15 protein-coding genes are annotated in these 17770 nt (G+C 54.6%); 11 read left to right on the top strand and 4 right to left on the bottom strand.

Translation table 11 applies throughout. The features are described from left to right. Positions 1–40: 40 nt before the first annotated feature. The 8 genes from rplK to ACQY4M_RS20645 all read left to right on the top strand — a co-directional run bounded on the left by rplK (position 41) and on the right by ACQY4M_RS20645 (position 12167). Positions 41–466, top strand: coding sequence for a 50S ribosomal protein L11 (gene rplK, locus ACQY4M_RS20680; RefSeq protein WP_118941201.1), 426 nt, complete (start codon positions 41–43; stop codon positions 464–466). A gap of 2 nt (positions 467–468) precedes the next feature. Continuing rightward, positions 469–1167 (top strand): 50S ribosomal protein L1, encoded by a 699-nt coding sequence (gene rplA, locus ACQY4M_RS20675; RefSeq protein WP_428548150.1) that lies wholly within the window; start codon positions 469–471, stop codon positions 1165–1167. A gap of 284 nt (positions 1168–1451) precedes the next feature. Next, entirely contained in the window at positions 1452–1964 is a 513-nt protein-coding gene (gene rplJ / locus ACQY4M_RS20670) for a 50S ribosomal protein L10 (RefSeq protein ID WP_428548147.1), read from the top strand. Positions 1965–2036: 72 nt separating this feature from the next. Further along, positions 2037–2414, top strand: coding sequence for a 50S ribosomal protein L7/L12 (rplL, locus tag ACQY4M_RS20665; protein WP_428548144.1), 378 nt, complete (start codon positions 2037–2039; stop codon positions 2412–2414). 249 nt (positions 2415–2663) lie between these two features. Continuing rightward, positions 2664–6800 carry a DNA-directed RNA polymerase subunit beta gene (gene rpoB, locus ACQY4M_RS20660; RefSeq protein ID WP_428548141.1) on the top strand — a complete coding sequence of 1379 codons (4137 nt, stop codon included), beginning with the start codon at positions 2664–2666 and terminating at the stop codon, positions 6798–6800. Between the two features lie 54 nt (positions 6801–6854). After that, on the top strand, positions 6855–11135 hold the full coding sequence (rpoC, locus tag ACQY4M_RS20655; protein ID WP_428548138.1) for a DNA-directed RNA polymerase subunit beta': 4281 nt from the start codon (positions 6855–6857) through the stop codon (positions 11133–11135). Between the two features lie 157 nt (positions 11136–11292). Then, on the top strand, positions 11293–11955 hold the full coding sequence (locus ACQY4M_RS20650) for a DMT family transporter (protein WP_428548135.1): 663 nt from the start codon (positions 11293–11295) through the stop codon (positions 11953–11955). Then, positions 11898–12167, top strand: a complete 270-nt coding sequence (locus ACQY4M_RS20645) for a hypothetical protein (protein ID WP_428548132.1) — start codon at positions 11898–11900, stop codon at positions 12165–12167. The genes ACQY4M_RS20650 and ACQY4M_RS20645 overlap by 58 nt, the downstream gene beginning before the upstream one ends. Here the strand turns inward: ACQY4M_RS20645 and ACQY4M_RS20640 are convergent. The 4 genes from ACQY4M_RS20640 to ACQY4M_RS20625 all read right to left on the bottom strand — a co-directional run bounded on the left by ACQY4M_RS20640 (position 12164) and on the right by ACQY4M_RS20625 (position 15564). Continuing rightward, on the bottom strand, positions 12164–13183 hold the full coding sequence (locus tag ACQY4M_RS20640) for a glycosyltransferase family 2 protein (RefSeq protein ID WP_428548129.1): 1020 nt from the start codon (positions 13181–13183) through the stop codon (positions 12164–12166). The genes ACQY4M_RS20645 and ACQY4M_RS20640 overlap by 4 nt on opposite strands. Before the next feature lie 153 nt (positions 13184–13336). Then, positions 13337–13774, bottom strand: a complete 438-nt coding sequence (gene gloA / locus ACQY4M_RS20635; RefSeq protein WP_428548126.1) for a lactoylglutathione lyase — start codon at positions 13772–13774, stop codon at positions 13337–13339. Positions 13775–13836: 62 nt separating this feature from the next. After that, a complete protein-coding gene (locus ACQY4M_RS20630; RefSeq protein WP_428548123.1) occupies positions 13837–14385 on the bottom strand; it encodes a hypothetical protein in 549 nt (182 codons plus the stop codon). A 46-nt stretch (positions 14386–14431) separates the two neighbouring features. After that, a protein-coding gene (locus tag ACQY4M_RS20625; protein WP_428539245.1) for an IS3 family transposase occupies positions 14432–15564 on the bottom strand; the annotation gives its coding sequence in 2 pieces (ribosomal slippage) (positions 14432–15312 and positions 15312–15564; 1134 coding nt in all). 436 nt (positions 15565–16000) lie between these two features. Between ACQY4M_RS20625 and ACQY4M_RS20620 the strand changes: the two genes are divergently transcribed. The 3 genes from ACQY4M_RS20620 (at position 16001) to rpsG (ending at position 17768) form a co-directional block, all read left to right on the top strand. Continuing rightward, entirely contained in the window at positions 16001–16600 is a 600-nt protein-coding gene (locus ACQY4M_RS20620) for a TetR/AcrR family transcriptional regulator (protein WP_428548120.1), read from the top strand. A 313-nt stretch (positions 16601–16913) separates the two neighbouring features. Continuing rightward, on the top strand, positions 16914–17285 hold the full coding sequence (gene rpsL, locus ACQY4M_RS20615; protein WP_118941208.1) for a 30S ribosomal protein S12: 372 nt from the start codon (positions 16914–16916) through the stop codon (positions 17283–17285). A gap of 12 nt (positions 17286–17297) precedes the next feature. Continuing rightward, positions 17298–17768 (top strand): 30S ribosomal protein S7, encoded by a 471-nt coding sequence (rpsG, locus tag ACQY4M_RS20610; RefSeq protein WP_118941209.1) that lies wholly within the window; start codon positions 17298–17300, stop codon positions 17766–17768. The last annotated feature ends 2 nt before the right edge of the window (positions 17769–17770 follow it).

Raw genomic sequence — 17770 nt, 5'->3', positions numbered from 1 at the left:
GCCGACGCGTCGGTGGGAATGTTGAAATAGGAGAAGCCTGATGGCTAAAAAACTGGCTGGCACAATGAAGCTGCAAGTGCCTGCAGGTCAAGCAAACCCGTCCCCCCCCGTGGGTCCGGCGCTTGGTCAGCGCGGCATCAATATCATGGAATTCTGTAAGGCGTTCAACGCCAAAACGCAGGATCTGGAGCCGGGCGCACCGTGTCCGACCGTGATCACATATTATCAGGACAAGTCGTTCAGCATGGACATCAAGACGCCGCCTGCGTCTTATTTCCTGCGTAAAGCTGCGAAACTGAAGTCCGGCGCAAGCCTGCCTGGCCGCGAAACCGTGGCAACTGTTTCGGTCGCTCAGGTGAAGGAAATTGCCGAAGCGAAAATGAAAGACCTGAACGCGAACGATATCGAAGCTGCGATCAAAATCATCATGGGCTCGGCACGGTCCATGGGCATCGAGGTGAAATAATCATGGCTAAACTTGGAAAACGTATCAAGGCAGCCCGTGAGGCATTCGCCGGTAAAGAAAACCTGAGTGTTGAAGAAGCTGTTGCACTGGTGAAAGCCAACGCAACTGCAAAATTTGACGAAACGGTTGAAATTGCAATGAACCTGGGTGTTGACCCGCGCCATGCCGACCAGATGGTTCGCGGTGTTATCGGTCTGCCGAACGGCACAGGGAAAACAGTTCGTGTAGCTGTATTCGCCCGTGACGCCAAAGCCGAAGAAGCCAAGAAGGCCGGTGCGGACATCGTTGGTGCCGAGGATCTGATGGAAATCGTTCAAAGCGGCAAGATCGAATTCGACCGTTGTATCGCAACCCCCGACATGATGCCGATCGTTGGCCGTCTGGGTAAGGTACTTGGCCCGCGCAACCTGATGCCGAACCCCAAAGTGGGCACGGTAACCATGGATGTCGAGGCTGCTGTTAAAGCTGCCAAAGGCGGTGAAGTGCAGTTCAAGGCGGAAAAAGAAGGTGTTGTTCACGCCGGTGTTGGCAAAGCGTCCTTTGACGAAGCCAAGCTGGTTGAAAACGTTCGCGCCTTTGTGGATGCCGTTCAAAAGGCCCGTCCCTCGGGTGTGAAGGGCTCATACATGAAGAAAATCGTGTTGAGCTCGACCATGGGCCCTGGTGTGTCGGTGAACATCGACAACGCTGCCGGCAACTAAGATTTACGGCGGGGTGAACCCCGCCCTACGAAATTTGGCAGGCGTTCGCGGCTGCCAGATAGCAGGGCCGAAAGGTTCTGTTCTGTCCGAGACGGAGGGCATGAGCCGGATTTGATCCGGCTTCTGGAAGTCCTTCCCGAGATGGGAAACGAGACGAATTTCACGGGGAGTGTTTCCTCGGGTGATTTTGGCCTCGGGACCCTGAATTGGACCCGAAACGCCCCACTGATACGGGGCACAAACTGAGCCGGAAGGGGAAACCCTTCCATAATTGGAGTGAAACTGTGGATAGAGCACAAAAAGAAGCCGTAGTCGCTGAACTCGGCGAAATCTTTGAAAGCTCTGGCGTTGTAGTGGTTGCCCACTACGCGGGTCTTACAGTTGCGGATATGGAAACCTTGCGGGCGCAAATGCGCGAAGCTGGTGGCCATGTGCGTGTTGCCAAAAACCGGCTTGCCAAAATCGCCCTTGACGGAAAGCCCTGCGCAAGCATTGCCGACCTTCTGACGGGTATGACCGTTCTAACCTATTCCGAGGATCCTGTGGCTGCGGCCAAGGTTGCTCAAGCCTATTCCAAGGAGAACGACAAGTTCGAAATCCTTGGCGGGGCTATGGGTGAAAACGTTCTGGACGTCGCCGGTGTTAAGGCCGTCGCTGCCATGCCTTCGCGCGAAGAGCTTATCAGCTCGATCGCGGGTTGCATTGGGGCGCCTGCTTCCAACATCGCCGGTGCCATTGGCGCGCCTGCAAGCAACATCGCCGGTATCCTGTCTACAATCGAAGACAAGGCTGCCTAAGCAACAAAGTAAGACCGGCGTATGGATATCCCATGACGTTGGAACACATCTTAAACGAACGGAAACAGTAAAATGGCTGATCTGAAAAAAATGGCTGAAGAGATTGTGGGTCTGACCCTTCTCGAGGCACAAGAACTGAAAACTATCCTGAAAGACGAGTATGGCATCGAGCCTGCTGCTGGTGGCGCTGTAATGATGGCCGCTGGTGGTGACGCTGGTGGCGCTGCTGCAGAAGAGAAAACCGACTTTGACGTTATTCTGGTTGCCGCTGGCGGTCAGAAAATTGCTGTCATCAAAGAAGTCCGCGCCATCACTGGTCTGGGCCTGAAAGAAGCAAAAGACCTGGTCGAAGTTGGCGGCAAAGCTGTCAAAGAAGGCGTCGAGAAGGCCGAAGCCGAAGAAATCAAAGCCAAGCTGGAAGCAGCTGGCGCCGAAGTCGAACTGAAGTAATTCAGGGCAGGGCGCTGCGGCGGTCTGCTGGTATTTAGATCTGGCTGAATCCGGAGAAATCCGGGTTCAGCCGAACCTGTCTTGGAAAGGGCTTTTGTCCAAAGCGTTTTCCAAGACTTGGTTCAAGGTACGAGAGCAAGCCAATGGGAGGCTTGCGAGAATAGACCGTGATCCAGTTGCATGTGCGGCGCGTTGCTGTGGCCCAGACAGCCAGCGCACCCGCGAGCAAATTGAAAGGCGACAATACAAATGGCGCAATTTTATCTTGGCCAAAAGCGGCTGCGTAAATATTACGGCAAAATCCGTGAAGTTCTGGAAATGCCGAACCTGATTCAGGTTCAGAAATCTTCCTATGAATTGTTCCTGAAGTCCGGCGATCAGTTGGAACCGATGGACGGTGAAGGCATCAACGGTGTTTTCCAGTCGGTTTTCCCGATCAAGGATTTCAACGAAACTGCCATTCTGGAATTCGTGAAATACGACCTGGAAAAGCCAAAGTACGATGTCGAGGAATGTCAGCAGCGCGATATGACCTATTCGGCCCCGCTGAAAGTCACTCTGCGTTTGATCGTGTTTGATATCTACGAAGATACAGGCGCCAAATCGGTCAAAGACATCAAGGAACAAGACGTGTTCATGGGTGACATGCCCTTGATGACTCCGAACGGCACATTCGTTGTGAACGGCACTGAACGGGTGATTGTTTCGCAGATGCACCGTTCGCCCGGTGTGTTCTTTGACCACGACAAGGGTAAAACCCATTCGTCGGGCAAACTGCTGTTCACCTGCCGCATTATTCCCTACCGCGGTTCGTGGCTGGATTTCGAATTCGATGCCAAAGATATCGTTTTTGCCCGCATCGACCGTCGTCGCAAGCTGCCCGTGACAACCCTGCTGTATGCGCTGGGTCTGGATCAGGAAGGCATCATGGATGCCTATTACGACACCGTTGATTACAAACTGAAGAAGAACAAGGGCTGGGTCACCAAGTTCTTCCCCGACCGTGTGCGCGGCACACGTCCCACCTTTGATCTGGTGGATGCCAAAACCGGCAAGGTTATTGCCGAAGCCGGTAAAAAGGTCACCCCGCGTGCAGTGAAAAAGCTGATTGACGAAGGCAAGGTCACAAACCTGTTGCTGCCGTTTGACCAGATTGTCGGCAAATTCGTTGCCAAGGACATCATCAATGAAGAAACCGGTGCGATTTACGTCGAAGCCGGGGACGAGTTGACGCAAGAGCTGGATAAAGAAGGCGAAGTCATTGGCGGCACCCTGAAGGAACTGCTGGATGCTGGTATCACCGATATTCCGGTTCTGGATATCGACAACATCAATGTTGGCCCCTACATCCGCAACACGCTGGCGGTAGACAAAAACATGGGTCGCGACACCGCGCTGATGGACATCTACCGTGTGATGCGCCCCGGCGAGCCGCCCACCGTTGAATCCGCTTCGGCCCTGTTTGACACACTGTTCTTTGACAGCGAGCGTTACGATCTGTCCGCCGTTGGCCGTGTGAAAATGAACATGCGTCTGAACCTGGATGCTGACGACACCCAGCGCACCTTGCGCCGCGAAGACATCATTGCCTGCATCAAGGCGCTGGTTGAACTGCGCGACGGTAAGGGTCAGGTCGACGATATTGACCACCTTGGAAACCGTCGTGTCCGTTCCGTTGGCGAGTTGATGGAAAACCAGTACCGCGTTGGTCTGCTGCGCATGGAGCGCGCAATCAAAGAGCGTATGTCGTCGGTTGAAATCGACACAGTGATGCCGCAGGATCTGATCAACGCCAAACCGGCCGCGGCTGCGGTTCGCGAATTCTTCGGCTCGTCGCAGCTGTCGCAGTTCATGGACCAGACCAACCCGCTGTCCGAGGTGACGCACAAACGCCGCCTGTCCGCGCTTGGGCCGGGTGGTCTGACCCGCGAACGTGCCGGTTTCGAGGTGCGCGATGTGCATCCAACCCACTATGGCCGCATGTGTCCGATTGAAACACCCGAGGGTCCGAACATTGGTCTGATCAACTCTCTGGCCACCTTCGCGCGTGTGAACAAATACGGCTTTATCGAAACCCCCTATCGCAAGGTTGTCGATGCGCAGGTAACGGACGAAGTGCAATACATGTCCGCGACCGAAGAAATGCGCCACACCGTGGCGCAGGCCAACGCGCATCTGGATGCCGAAGGCCGGTTCGAAAACGATCTGGTCTCCAGCCGTAAATCCGGCGACTACCTGCTTAGTCCGCGTGAAAACGTGGACCTGATCGACGTTAGCCCGAAACAGCTGGTATCTGTTGCGGCCTCGCTTATTCCGTTCCTTGAAAACGATGACGCCAACCGTGCGCTGATGGGCTCGAACATGATGCGTCAGGCTGTGCCGCTGCTGCGGGCCGAAGCGCCTTTGGTTGGCACAGGGATTGAAGAAGTCGTTGCCCGCGATTCCGGCGCGGCCATTATGGCCCGTCGTGGTGGTGTGATTGACCAGGTCGATGCTACGCGTATCGTGGTCCGCGCAACCGAGGATTTGGAAATCGGTGATCCGGGTGTTGACATTTACCGTCTGCGCAAATTCCAGCGGTCTAACCAGAACACCTGCATCAACCAGCGCCCGCTGATCAAAGTGGGTGACAAGGTTGGCAAAGGCGAAGTGATCGCCGATGGTCCGTCCACCGATATGGGGGAACTGGCACTGGGCAAAAACATCATGGTCGCGTTTATGCCGTGGAATGGCTATAACTACGAGGACTCGATCCTGATCTCGGAACGTATCGTTCGTGACGATGTTTATACTTCGGTTCACATCGAGGAATTCGAAGTCGCCGCACGCGATACGAAACTCGGCCCCGAGGAAATTACCCGCGACATCCCGAACGTTGGCGAAGAAGCCCTGCGCAATCTGGACGAAGCCGGTATCGTTTATATCGGCGCCGAAGTTCAGCCGGGCGATATTCTGGTCGGTAAAATCACCCCCAAGGGCGAAAGCCCGATGACACCCGAAGAAAAACTTCTGCGGGCCATCTTTGGGGAAAAGGCATCCGACGTTCGCGATACATCGCTGCGGGTCAAACCTGGCGATTTCGGCACGGTTGTCGAGGTGCGCGTGTTTAACCGCCATGGTGTGGAAAAAGATGAACGCGCCTTGCAGATCGAGCGGGAAGAGGTTGAAAGCCTTGCCCGTGACCGTGATGACGAATTGGGCATTCTGGACCGCAACACCTATGCGCGTTTGAAAGGCATGATTCTGGGCAAAGTGGCTGTGAAAGGCCCCAAAGGTGTAAAACCCAAGTCTGAAATCACCGAAGAGCTGTTGGGCATGTTGTCCAAGGGCCAGTGGTGGCAGCTGGCACTGGGCGACGAAAAAGACGCCGCCGAGGTTGAAGCCCTGAACGAGCAATACGAGGCGCAGAAACGCGTGTTGGATGCCCGTTTTGAAGACAAGGTCGAAAAGGTTCGCCGTGGCGATGATCTGCCTCCGGGTGTGATGAAAATGGTCAAGGTGTTCATCGCGGTCAAGCGCAAGCTGCAGCCGGGTGATAAAATGGCTGGTCGTCACGGGAACAAGGGTGTTATTTCCCGCGTTGTCCCGATGGAGGACATGCCGTTCCTTGAAGACGGGACGCCGGTTGATTTCTGTCTGAACCCGCTGGGTGTGCCGTCGCGTATGAACGTCGGGCAGATCCTTGAAACCCACATGGGGTGGGCCGCGCGCGGTCTGGGTCTGAAGATTGATGACGCGCTGCAGGCCTATCGCCGTTCCGGCGATCTGACCCCGGTTCGTGAAGCCATGAAAAACGCTTATGGCGAAGGTGCCTACGAAGAAGGCATCAAGGATATGGATGAGGATCAACTGCTTACAGCGGCAGGCAACGTGACCCGCGGTGTGCCGATTGCCACGCCGGTATTTGATGGTGCCAAGGAAGAGGACATCAACGATTCTCTTGCGCGGGCCGGCTTTACCAGCAGTGCACAGTCGATCCTTTATGATGGCCGCACAGGCGAGCAATTCGCGCGCCCTGTGACGGTTGGCATGAAGTATCTGCTGAAACTGCATCACCTTGTGGATGACAAAATTCACGCGCGTTCGACCGGTCCTTACAGCCTTGTCACGCAGCAGCCTCTGGGTGGTAAAGCCCAGTTCGGTGGCCAGCGTTTCGGGGAAATGGAAGTCTGGGCGCTGGAAGCATATGGTGCGGCGTATACGCTGCAGGAAATGCTGACAGTCAAGTCGGATGACGTTGCAGGGCGGACCAAAGTTTACGAAAGCATCGTCAAAGGTGAAGACAACTTTGAAGCCGGTGTGCCAGAAAGCTTTAACGTGCTGGTAAAAGAGGTCCGCGGTTTGGGCCTGAACATGGAACTCCTGGATGCGGAGGGTGAGGATTAAGGGGCAAGCGCCCCGATCCCCCCACCCATCTGCAACCCAATTTGAGGTATCAAAATGAACCAGGAACTGACAAACAACCCGTTTAACCCGCTGACACCCCCCAAGGTGTTTGACGAGATCAAGGTATCGCTGGCATCGCCCGAGCGCATCCTTTCGTGGTCTTTCGGGGAAATCAAGAAACCCGAAACCATCAACTATCGCACGTTCAAGCCCGAACGCGACGGCCTGTTCTGCGCGCGTATCTTTGGCCCTGTCAAAGATTACGAATGTCTGTGCGGTAAATACAAGCGCATGAAGTATCGCGGCGTTGTCTGCGAGAAATGTGGTGTCGAAGTGACGCTGCAAAAAGTGCGCCGCGAACGCATGGGCCACATTGAGTTGGCCGCGCCTGTTGCGCATATCTGGTTTCTGAAATCGTTGCCATCGCGCATCGGCCTGATGCTGGATATGACCCTGCGTGATCTGGAACGTATCCTGTATTTCGAGAACTACGTTGTGATTGAACCCGGCCTGACCGACCTGCAATATGGTCAGTTGATGTCGGAAGAGGAACACATGGATGCGCAGGATGCCTATGGCATGGACGCATTCACCGCGGGCATTGGCGCCGAAGCCATCCGTGAAATGCTGAGCCAGATTGATTTGGAAGGCGAAGCCGAAGCCCTGCGTGCCGATTTGGCCGTGGCCACTGGCGAACTAAAGCCGAAAAAGATCATCAAGCGTCTGAAAATTGTTGAGGCCTTCCTTGAATCGGGCAACCGCCCGGAATGGATGATCATGACCGTTGTGCCTGTGATCCCGCCCGAGCTGCGCCCGCTGGTGCCGCTGGACGGTGGCCGTTTCGCGACATCCGATCTGAACGATCTGTATCGCCGCGTGATCAACCGGAACAACCGCCTGAAACGCCTGATCGAACTGCGTGCGCCCGATATCATCGTGCGTAATGAAAAACGTATGTTACAAGAATCCGTGGATGCGCTGTTCGACAACGGCCGCCGTGGTCGCGTGATTACAGGGGCCAACAAACGCCCACTGAAATCGCTGTCCGACATGTTGAAGGGTAAGCAAGGCCGTTTCCGTCAGAACCTTTTGGGGAAACGTGTCGACTTTTCCGGTCGTTCGGTGATTGTGACCGGACCGGAATTGAAGCTGCACCAATGTGGTCTGCCCAAAAAGATGGCGCTGGAACTGTTCAAGCCGTTCATCTACTCGCGGCTTGAAGCCAAAGGCATGTCCTCGACCGTGAAGCAGGCGAAAAAGCTGGTCGAAAAAGAACGCCCCGAGGTTTGGGATATTCTGGACGAAGTGATCCGCGAACACCCAGTGATGCTGAACCGTGCGCCAACGCTACACCGTTTGGGCATTCAGGCGTTTGAACCCACGCTGATCGAAGGTAAGGCCATTCAACTGCACCCGCTGGTTTGTTCCGCGTTCAACGCCGACTTTGACGGTGACCAGATGGCGGTCCACGTCCCGCTGAGCCTTGAGGCCCAGCTAGAAACGCGCGTGCTGATGATGTCGACCAACAACGTGTTGTCCCCTGCCAACGGCGCGCCGATTATCGTACCGTCGCAGGATATGATCCTTGGACTTTATTATGTCACGATGGAGCGTAAGGGCATGAAAGGCGAAGGCATGATCTTTGCCAGCGTCGAAGAAGTGCAACACGCACTGGATGCGGGCGAAGTGCACCTGCACGCCAAGATCACCGCGCGGATCAAACAGATCGACGAAGAAGGCAACGAAGTGCTGAAGCGCTTTGAAACCACACCGGGCCGGATGCGTTTGGGGGCCTTGCTGCCGCTGAACGCCAAATCCCCGTTCGATCTGGTCAACCGTTTGCTGCGCAAGAAAGAAGTGCAGCAGGTGATTGATACGGTTTACCGTTATTGCGGTCAAAAAGAGTCGGTTATTTTCTGTGACCAGATCATGACTGTCGGTTTCCGCGAAGCGTTCAAGGCCGGTATTTCGTTTGGTAAAGACGACATGCTGATCCCGGACAACAAATGGGACATCGTCAATGGTGTTCGCGAACAGGTTAAAGAATTCGAACAGCAGTATATGGACGGCCTGATTACACAGGGCGAAAAATACAACAAAGCTGTGGATGCCTGGTCGAAATGTTCCGACGAAGTTGCGGAAGCGATGATGTCGGAAATGTCGGCGATGCGTGTGGATGATGCGGGCGCCGAGATGGAGCCGAACAGTGTTTACATGATGGCCCACTCGGGCGCACGTGGTTCCCCCGCGCAGATGAAACAGCTGGGCGGTATGCGTGGTCTGATGGCCAAACCTTCGGGCGAGATTATCGAAACGCCGATTATCTCGAACTTTAAAGAAGGCCTGACGGTGCTTGAGTATTTCAACTCGACCCACGGCGCGCGTAAAGGTCTGGCCGATACGGCGCTTAAAACGGCGAACTCGGGCTATCTGACCCGTCGTCTGGTGGACGTTGCGCAGGACTGTATCGTGCGGGAGCATGATTGCGGTACTGAAAACTCGATTACCGCATCGGCGGCTGTGAATGATGGCGAAGTGGTTGCAACGCTGTCCGAACGTGTTCTGGGCCGTGTGGCTGCCGAAGACATTCTGGTTCCGGGCACCGACGAAGTGATCGTCCGCAAGAACGAGCTGATCGACGAGCATATGGCAGACCGGATCGAAAAAGCCGATCTGGCCTCGATCCGCATGCGCTCACCGCTGACGTGCGAAGCGGAAGAGGGCGTATGTGCGGCCTGTTACGGTCGTGACCTTGCCCGCGGCACCCTGGTGAACCAGGGCGAAGCGGTCGGGATTATCGCGGCGCAGTCGATTGGTGAACCCGGCACACAGCTGACAATGCGGACGTTCCACATTGGCGGTATTGCGCAGGGTGGCCAACAGTCGTTCCAGGAAGCATCGCAAGCCGGCACAGTCGGTTTCAAAAACGCCAATCTGCTGAAAAACGCCAATCTGCTGAAAAACGCCAATGGCGAGATGATCGTCATGGGCCGCAGCATGCAATTGGTGATCACCGACGAAAACGGCCAGGAACGTGCCCATCACAAGCTGACATACGGCTCGAAGGTGCATGTGAAAGAAGGCCAGAAGGTCGAACGCGGCGACAAGCTGTACGAATGGGATCCATACACCCTGCCGATCATCACCGAAAAGGCAGGTACCGTGAAATACGTTGATCTGGTTGCCGGTGTGGCCGTTCGTGAAGAAACCGATGATGCCACAGGCATGACCCAGAAGATCGTTGTCGATTGGCGCACCGCGCCCAAAGGCAACGACCTGAAGCCGGAAATCATCATTCTGGACAAGAAAGGCGAAGCTGTAACCAACGCAGCCGGTCACCCGATGACCTATGCAATGTCGGTAGATGCCATTCTGTCGGTTGAAGACGGTCAAGAGGTCAAGGCTGGCGACGTGATTGCGCGTATCCCGCGTGAAGGTGCGAAAACCAAGGACATCACCGGTGGTCTGCCGCGTGTGGCCGAACTGTTCGAAGCCCGTCGTCCCAAAGACCACGCAATCATCGCTGAAATTGATGGTTATGTGCGCTATGGCCGCGACTACAAGAACAAGCGCCGCATCTCGATCGAACCAGCCGATGAAACGATGGAGCCGGTTGAATACATGGTGCCCAAAGGCAAGCACATTCCTGTGGCCGAGGGCGACTTCATCCAGAAGGGTGAATACATCATGGACGGCAACCCTGCCCCGCACGATATTCTTGCGGTTATGGGGGTCGAGGCTTTGGCCAACTACATGGTGGACGAGGTTCAGGATGTTTACCGTCTGCAAGGCGTGAAGATCAACGATAAGCATATCGAAGTGATCGTGCGCCAGATGCTGCAGAAATGGGAAATCCTGGACAGCGGTGAAACCACATTGCTGAAAGGCGAACATGTCGACAAGGCCGAGTTTGACGCCGCCAACGAAAAGGCGAAAGCCAAAGGCGTTCGCGAGGCCAAAGGCGAGCCGATCCTGCTGGGGATCACCAAGGCGTCCTTGCAGACCCGTTCGTTCATCTCGGCGGCCTCGTTCCAGGAAACCACGCGGGTTCTGACCGAAGCATCGGTTCAGGGCAAGAAAGACAAGCTGGTCGGTTTGAAAGAGAACGTGATCGTTGGCCGTCTGATCCCTGCCGGGACCGGCGGGGCAACGATGCAGACCCGCAAGATTGCACAAGAGCGCGATAATGTGGTGATCGAAGCCCGCCGCAAAGAAGCCGAAGCTGCTGCCGCATTGGTTGCGCCGACGGAAGATATTGGCGGCGGTGCCGACGTTGTTGACGATGATAACGTGTTTGATAGCGGTCTGGTGGATACACCGGAAAGCCGCGAGTAAAAACGCAGCGCATAAAATTCAAACAGGCCCCTGCATGAATGTGCGGGGGCCTTTTGCATTTCAGGGATACCCAGCGGCTAAATTCCCCGCTAGAGTTCCGCCGGGCGGCCCGAATAATACGGGGCGGCTGCAATTCTGACATGAAAGACGACACGTGATGCGGGCACTCTCGGACAATATGCGCGGTGCGCTTTTGATGATGGGCAGTATGGCGGCCTTTGTCTTTAACGATGCCTGCATGAAAGTGGTGTTAAAGGATTTGCCGCTGTTTCAGGCCATCCTGTTGCGTGGTCTGGCGACGGTATTTTTCATGGTGCTGGTCTCGCGCTGGCTGGGCGGGCTGGATTTCCGCCTGCCACGGCGAGACTGGTTTCTGGTTGCGCTGCGCACTATGGCGGATGTTGGGGCGACCTATTTCTTTATCACCGCCCTGCGGGAAATGCCGATTGCCAATATCACGGCCATTCTGCAGGTGTTGCCGCTGACCGTCACCCTGACCGGCGCGATGCTGTTTGGCGAGCCTTTGGGCTGGCGACGACTGGTGGCGATTATGATCGGCTTTGTCGGGGTGATGATCATCGTGCGCCCCAGTGTGGACGGGTTTAACAGCTATGCGTTTTACGCGCTGATTGCCGTTGCCTTTGTTACTGTTCGCGATCTATGCGCCCGGCGGCTGTCTGCCGGTGTGTCTTCGGTCACAATTGCCCTGATCGGCGCAACCGGTGTGGTGACATTCGCCGCCATTGGCGCCATAGGGGGCGAATGGGTACCCGTCAGCGGCAGTCGGCCGCATTGTTGGCAGGGGCGACGTTTTTCATAATCGGCGGCTATCTGTGCAGCGTGATGACCATGCGGTTAGGCGAAATCAGTTTCATTGCACCATTCCGCTATACCAGCCTGTTGTGGGCTTTGTTGCTGGGGTTCGTGGTGTTTGGGGATTGGCCGGACGGGCTGACCATGCTGGGCATAGCGATTGTTGTGGCGATGGGGGCCTTTACCTTTTATCGGGAACGCCAGATCGCAAAACGCTAATTGCGAGGTAGTTTTTGTGCCATTTCCTTGTGGTATAGATAGCGTTCATCCGCCGCCGGATCATCGCCGCGTTTCGTGCACATACCGGCAACGTAATCGGCACAGCACAGATGATGCAGCCGCATCACACCGGGGATCTGGCACAGGCGGTCATATTCCGTGTCAAACCGTTTGCGATAGGTCGATACGGCAAGGTTTTCGACCTCGTTTCGATCCAGCGTTTTGCGAAAGGTGTCTGTATATCGGTCCGCAAAATCGGACGCCGCAGGACGCCCTTTTTTGAAACTGAACTCCTCATGACTGCGCACGGCATAATGGTGGACTTCGGCAATGCGATGCAGCTTGCGATCATCGGGCACGGCGTTTTGCGGGTGTTTGTTGGGGTGGAATTCGTCAAACCGTGAACCGTCACTAAGCGCCCAGTAATTCCCGCCTTCGCCCCATATCCCCTTGCCGCGCCAACTGCTGGCGCAATGGGCATTCAGGCGCTCATACAGGCGGGGATGGTGCACAAAGCTTTTGATCACGCTGTTGCGCCTGAAACCGGGTTCGCTGGAATAGGTAAAACGTCGATGAACAAGGGCATCCTGCCACTTCCTGTGACCTGCCCCGCCAAACAGGCGCCAGTTGATTGCCATCGCGGCGAATGGCACGTCGCCATTGTTCAATAATGCGCCAATGCTGCCGTTGCCTTTGTGGATCACTAGAAATTCGTCAACGTCGCTGGTGAACATCCATTCTGCCTGTTTTACCAGCCGGTTGCGACGGGCCGTGCGATAGGCCTCGGCCTGCGGGCTGTGGCCTTCACGCGGGGTGTGGCCTTCACGCGGGGTGTGGCGTTTGGCCGATACCTCGCCGACACGATCCAGCAGGCGCAGCAATTGTGGGGAATGGTCGGTGCAGTCATTGTGCAGGATCAGGATGTTTTCAAAGCCCAGCATCTTTTGCCACGCCACCCATTCCAGAATAAACGGCCCCTCGTTGCGCATTGCTGTCAGAGCGAGGCTGCCTTGCATGTTGCGATCGTCCTGTATTCGGTTTTTTCCTATTTATCATGGCGTTTTTATACCGGTCAATAACAATGGGGCAATCATGTGATGTGGATCATTTACGCCTGTAGATAAGATACGGCGGGTGTCTCCATTAATCCATGCATATTTGGGTAGGCCTCATGTCTGAATTAACTCTATGCGATACCCGTCCGGGTCTTCGATAAAAGCAATCGTTTCACGATGTCCGGTCTCATCAACGGCCAAGGTCATCGGTCCCGGCGCTCTCACGATTTTAACCCCCATTCGGGAAAACCGTTCGCATGCTCCATGAATGTCCGGGACTTCAAGTGCGATATGCCCGAAGCCCGTGCCGTGCAGGTAACTTGTTTTGTCCCAATTGTAGGTAAGCTCAATCACGGCATTTTCTGTTTCAGCCCTGTAACCAACAAACACAAGTGTAAAACGGCCTTCTGTAAAGGTTTCGCGCCGCACCTCGTGCATGCCTAAAACATCGCGGTAAAATGCAAGTGAGTGCTCAAGGTTTGCAACGCGTATCATCGTGTAAAGGATGCGTGTGGGGATGGTTTGTGCTGATATGTCGTTTTTTGCATTCATAGTTGTGGCCTTTGGGGGTAGAGCCTGCGGGCTGTGTCTCCCACAGCTCGCCACAGTATTTGTTAGAGGTAGTAGGGAGAATTCAGGCCCCGGCTTGCCGCTTCGGTCGCGTTGGCGTCGAAAACCCGCGTGTAGTAAGCTGCGTTCATTTTCGCCGTGGTTTTTGGAAAATCGTCGATAGCAAAGGCAAGCGCGTTCTCGATTGTGTCAAAGGCATCGACACCGCCTAGGGTGTTGGTGTGCAACCCGCTTAACCACAGCTTCGAGATCAGGCCCTTTTGCTGTTTCAGCACTGGATTTCGATCCCGCCATGGTGCTTTGTCGAAAGGGATATTTACCTGAACTTCCGTATAGACGAATGCGCCCGGTTTGCGGATGGGTCTTGTGCCAAAATGGGGTGACCCCATATCAAGGCTGGCATCTTTTACGATGGTTGCATCAAACAAACGGGTGGTTTGGGCAACGCCGAATTGTCTGGAGACGGCGGGAAAGAAGTGGGTGCAATAATGCTGTGCATTTTCAACGCTATCAAAAGAATAAATACCGCCAACCGCCTGACTGCCAACTCCTGAAAACCATGTTTTGTTCAGGAATCCGAGAGGTGGTCCCACTTTTTTGACCAGTCAGCAGCCAGTTTAAGATGGATCAGGGTTTCATTTAGGCTGCCAAACTCATTGGTTTTGTTTTTCTGTCATAGGCTTCATCCGGGGTCAATATTCCGTGGGTGGAATGCGGGCGCTCGGTGTTGTAGTAAGCCAACCATTTCCCGATCCCGGCGCGGGTCTGCGAACCCGTTTCAAATGCGTTGAGGTAAATGCATTCGTATTTCAAGGATCGCCAAAGCCGCTCGATCATCCGGTTATCGACCCAGCGACCTTTGCCATCCATCGAGATTTTCACGTCGGCTTCTTTCAGCGCCTGCGTCCATTCAAACCCGGTGAACTGGCTGCCCTGGTCGCTGTTCATGATATCGGGCTTGCCGTATTTGGCCATAGCCTCTTTCAGGGCTTCAACGCAAAAATCTGCCTCCATGCTGTTTGACAATCTCCAGCTCAAAACCTTGCGGCTGTGCCAGTCCATGATCGCGACCAAATAGAGGAACCCGCGCTGCATCGGAATGTAGGTGATATCTACGCACCACACATGGTTTGGACGATCAATCGTCAGGTCTCGCAGCAGATACGGGTAGATCTTATGCTGCGGATGTTTCTTGCTCGTGTTGGGCGTCTGGTAGATCGGAACCAACCGCATCAGCCGCATCAAACGGCGGACCCTGTGGCGACCACACTTGTAACCTTGGCGCTGCATGTGCCGGGCCATTTGCCGTGATCCATACCACGGCGTCTGCAAGAATTGCTTGTCGATTATTGTCATGAACCGCAAATTTTCAGCACTTTCGCCTTTTGGCTGGTAATACAGGTTCGAGCGCGCCAGAGAAAGTAGCCCGCATTGTCGTCGCACACTCAGATCATGCTCACGGCTCACCATTTTTTGCCTCGCTTCCCGAGCAACTGTTGCGAGGCGTTGGCTAAAAAATCCCGTTCCACGACCAGCTGACCAATCTTGGAGTGCAGCTTCTCAATCTGGGCTTCATCAACCCGATCAGGATCACGGCCCCGTCTGGAAAATGCCGTGGCCATGTTTTCAATCGCTGCTCGTTTCCATGTGCCAATCTGGGTTGGATGCACACCATACTTCTTCGACAGCTCCGCCATCGTCATTTCCTCGCGGATTGCTTCAAGCGCAACGCGGGCTTTGAATTCGGGAGAATGGTTCTTTCGTTTCGTCATTTTGAATCGTTTTTCTCATAAGTCGATCCACCTTAACAACTAGTCCGAATTTCCGCGACCACCTCTCCGGGTTCTTGGGCGATTTGCTCGTTTAGGTCGGCCCAGGGCACATCATTAAAGGGAACTGAGTTTTGCATTTCCGTATATACAAAGGCTTTGGTCTTCATTGTGCTTTCCTCTTGCTTTGTTGTGGCGAACGACCGGGTTGTGCCAAAGGTGGTTGTGGCAAATGTTGCAGCGGCTGCGTGCAACACTTCGCGTCGATTTATCCAATGGGTTGGTGGTGTGGTTATCAGGTTCTCCGTATTGGGCAGGGCCATATCCGCGGGATTGCAGTTCTGGGTATCAAGATATATAACGATCACTATATTGTGGTAATATAGCGGTCGTTATATTGTCAAGGAAAAATAACGATCGTTATATAGCGGAGAAACGAATGGAGCAGCCACTTACAAAAAAAGAGCAAACCAGAAACCGTATTCTGGACGCAGCTGGGCAAGGTTTCCGAAGCCAGGGTTATGCCGGGATAGGAGTTGATGGGATTGCCAAAGCCGCTGGTGTGACATCCGGTGCATTTTACGCCCATTTCGGGTCAAAAGACGCAGCCTTTCAGGAGGCGCTGATCGCGGGTTTGGACGAGGTTATTGCGGAGGTGCCAATATTCCAGCGCAAATCCGGCCTATCGTGGGTTGTCGATTTTGCGGACTACTATTTGGGTAGACCACACCGTGACGATTTGGCGTGTGGCTGTGCAATGACCACTCTGACCCCCGAGATGGCGCGGGCCAGCAAAGAACTACGCAAAATCTATGAATTAAAGATGAGCGAAATAGCTGATATCTTTGCGGAAGGGCTTGCGGATGGGTCGAAAACAAATCGTCTTGGGCGGGCTTGGGCAATGCTTGCGGTTCTTACAGGTGGGTTAAATATTACGAGAGCAGTGGACACGTCTGATATAGCAAATTACATCGCGGACTCGCTGAAAAAAACGGTGGCTCAGATTGCGGGAAAAACCCGCGATTTAAATGAGCAGTAAAACGATTATAATAAGCCCCTGCTATGACAAAGCTAAGTGACGGTGCTATGCTTCTGGTCTACGAAGTGAAATGTATTGCACACACTCTGTTGACAGACGCTGCGACTCCCCATATACGGCGACCACTTGGGCAGGGTGTATTCCCTTTATGCCCGACTCAGAACTAGTAGTGGTCAAGATCCGGGCTGGCGCTCCGATCCTCTGGTACCCGCCATATCGTCCCTGAAATTGGGGGCGCATGTGGCTTTTGCGCTGTGCGGGCATACGGTCCGCGTGAAATTTTTAATGTGTTGCAACACGGGGATAGACCGGAATGCCAACGATACAACAGCTGATCCGCAAACCACGGCAGCCTAAAGTAAAACGCTCGAAGTCGCTGCATATGCAGGGATGCCCGCAAAAACGCGGCGTCTGCACACGCGTCTACACAACGACACCGAAAAAGCCGAACTCCGCTATGCGGAAAGTTGCGAAGGTTCGCCTGACCAACGGTTTCGAGGTGATCAGCTACATCCCGGGCGAAAGCCACAACCTTCAGGAGCACTCTGTGGTTCTGATTCGCGGCGGTCGTGTAAAAGACCTTCCGGGTGTCCGTTATCACATCCTGCGTGGTGTGCTGGATACCCAGGGCGTCAAAGACCGTAAACAACGCCGCTCGAAATACGGCGCGAAGAAGCCGAAATAAGGAGAGAGCGAGATGTCACGTCGCCACGCTGCAGAAAAACGCGAAATCTTGCCGGACGCCAAATTTGGCGACCGCATTCTTTCGAAATTCATGAATAACCTGATGATCGACGGCAAAAAATCTGCCGCCGAGCGCATCGTTTACAACGCCTTTGACCGCGTTGAAGAGAAACTGAAGCGCGCCCCTGTCGAGGTCTTCCACGAAGCACTCGACAACATTAAACCGTCGGTCGAAGTTCGTTCGCGCCGGGTTGGTGGTGCTACCTATCAGGTGCCTGTCGAAGTTCGCCCCGAGCGCCGCGAAGCGCTGGCGATCCGTTGGTTGATCATCGCTGCCCGCAAGCGCAACGAGAACACAATGGAAGAGCGTCTGGCGGGCGAATTGATGGACGCGGTTTCCAGCCGCGGTACAGCCGTCAAGAAACGCGAAGACACCCACAAAATGGCCGAAGCGAACAAAGCTTTCAGCCATTACCGCTGGTAAAA

This window comes from Profundibacter sp. (genome assembly GCF_965277155.1).
Taxonomy (GTDB): domain Bacteria; phylum Pseudomonadota; class Alphaproteobacteria; order Rhodobacterales; family Rhodobacteraceae; genus Profundibacter.
This window is presented reverse-complemented; position numbering and strand designations above follow the sequence as displayed.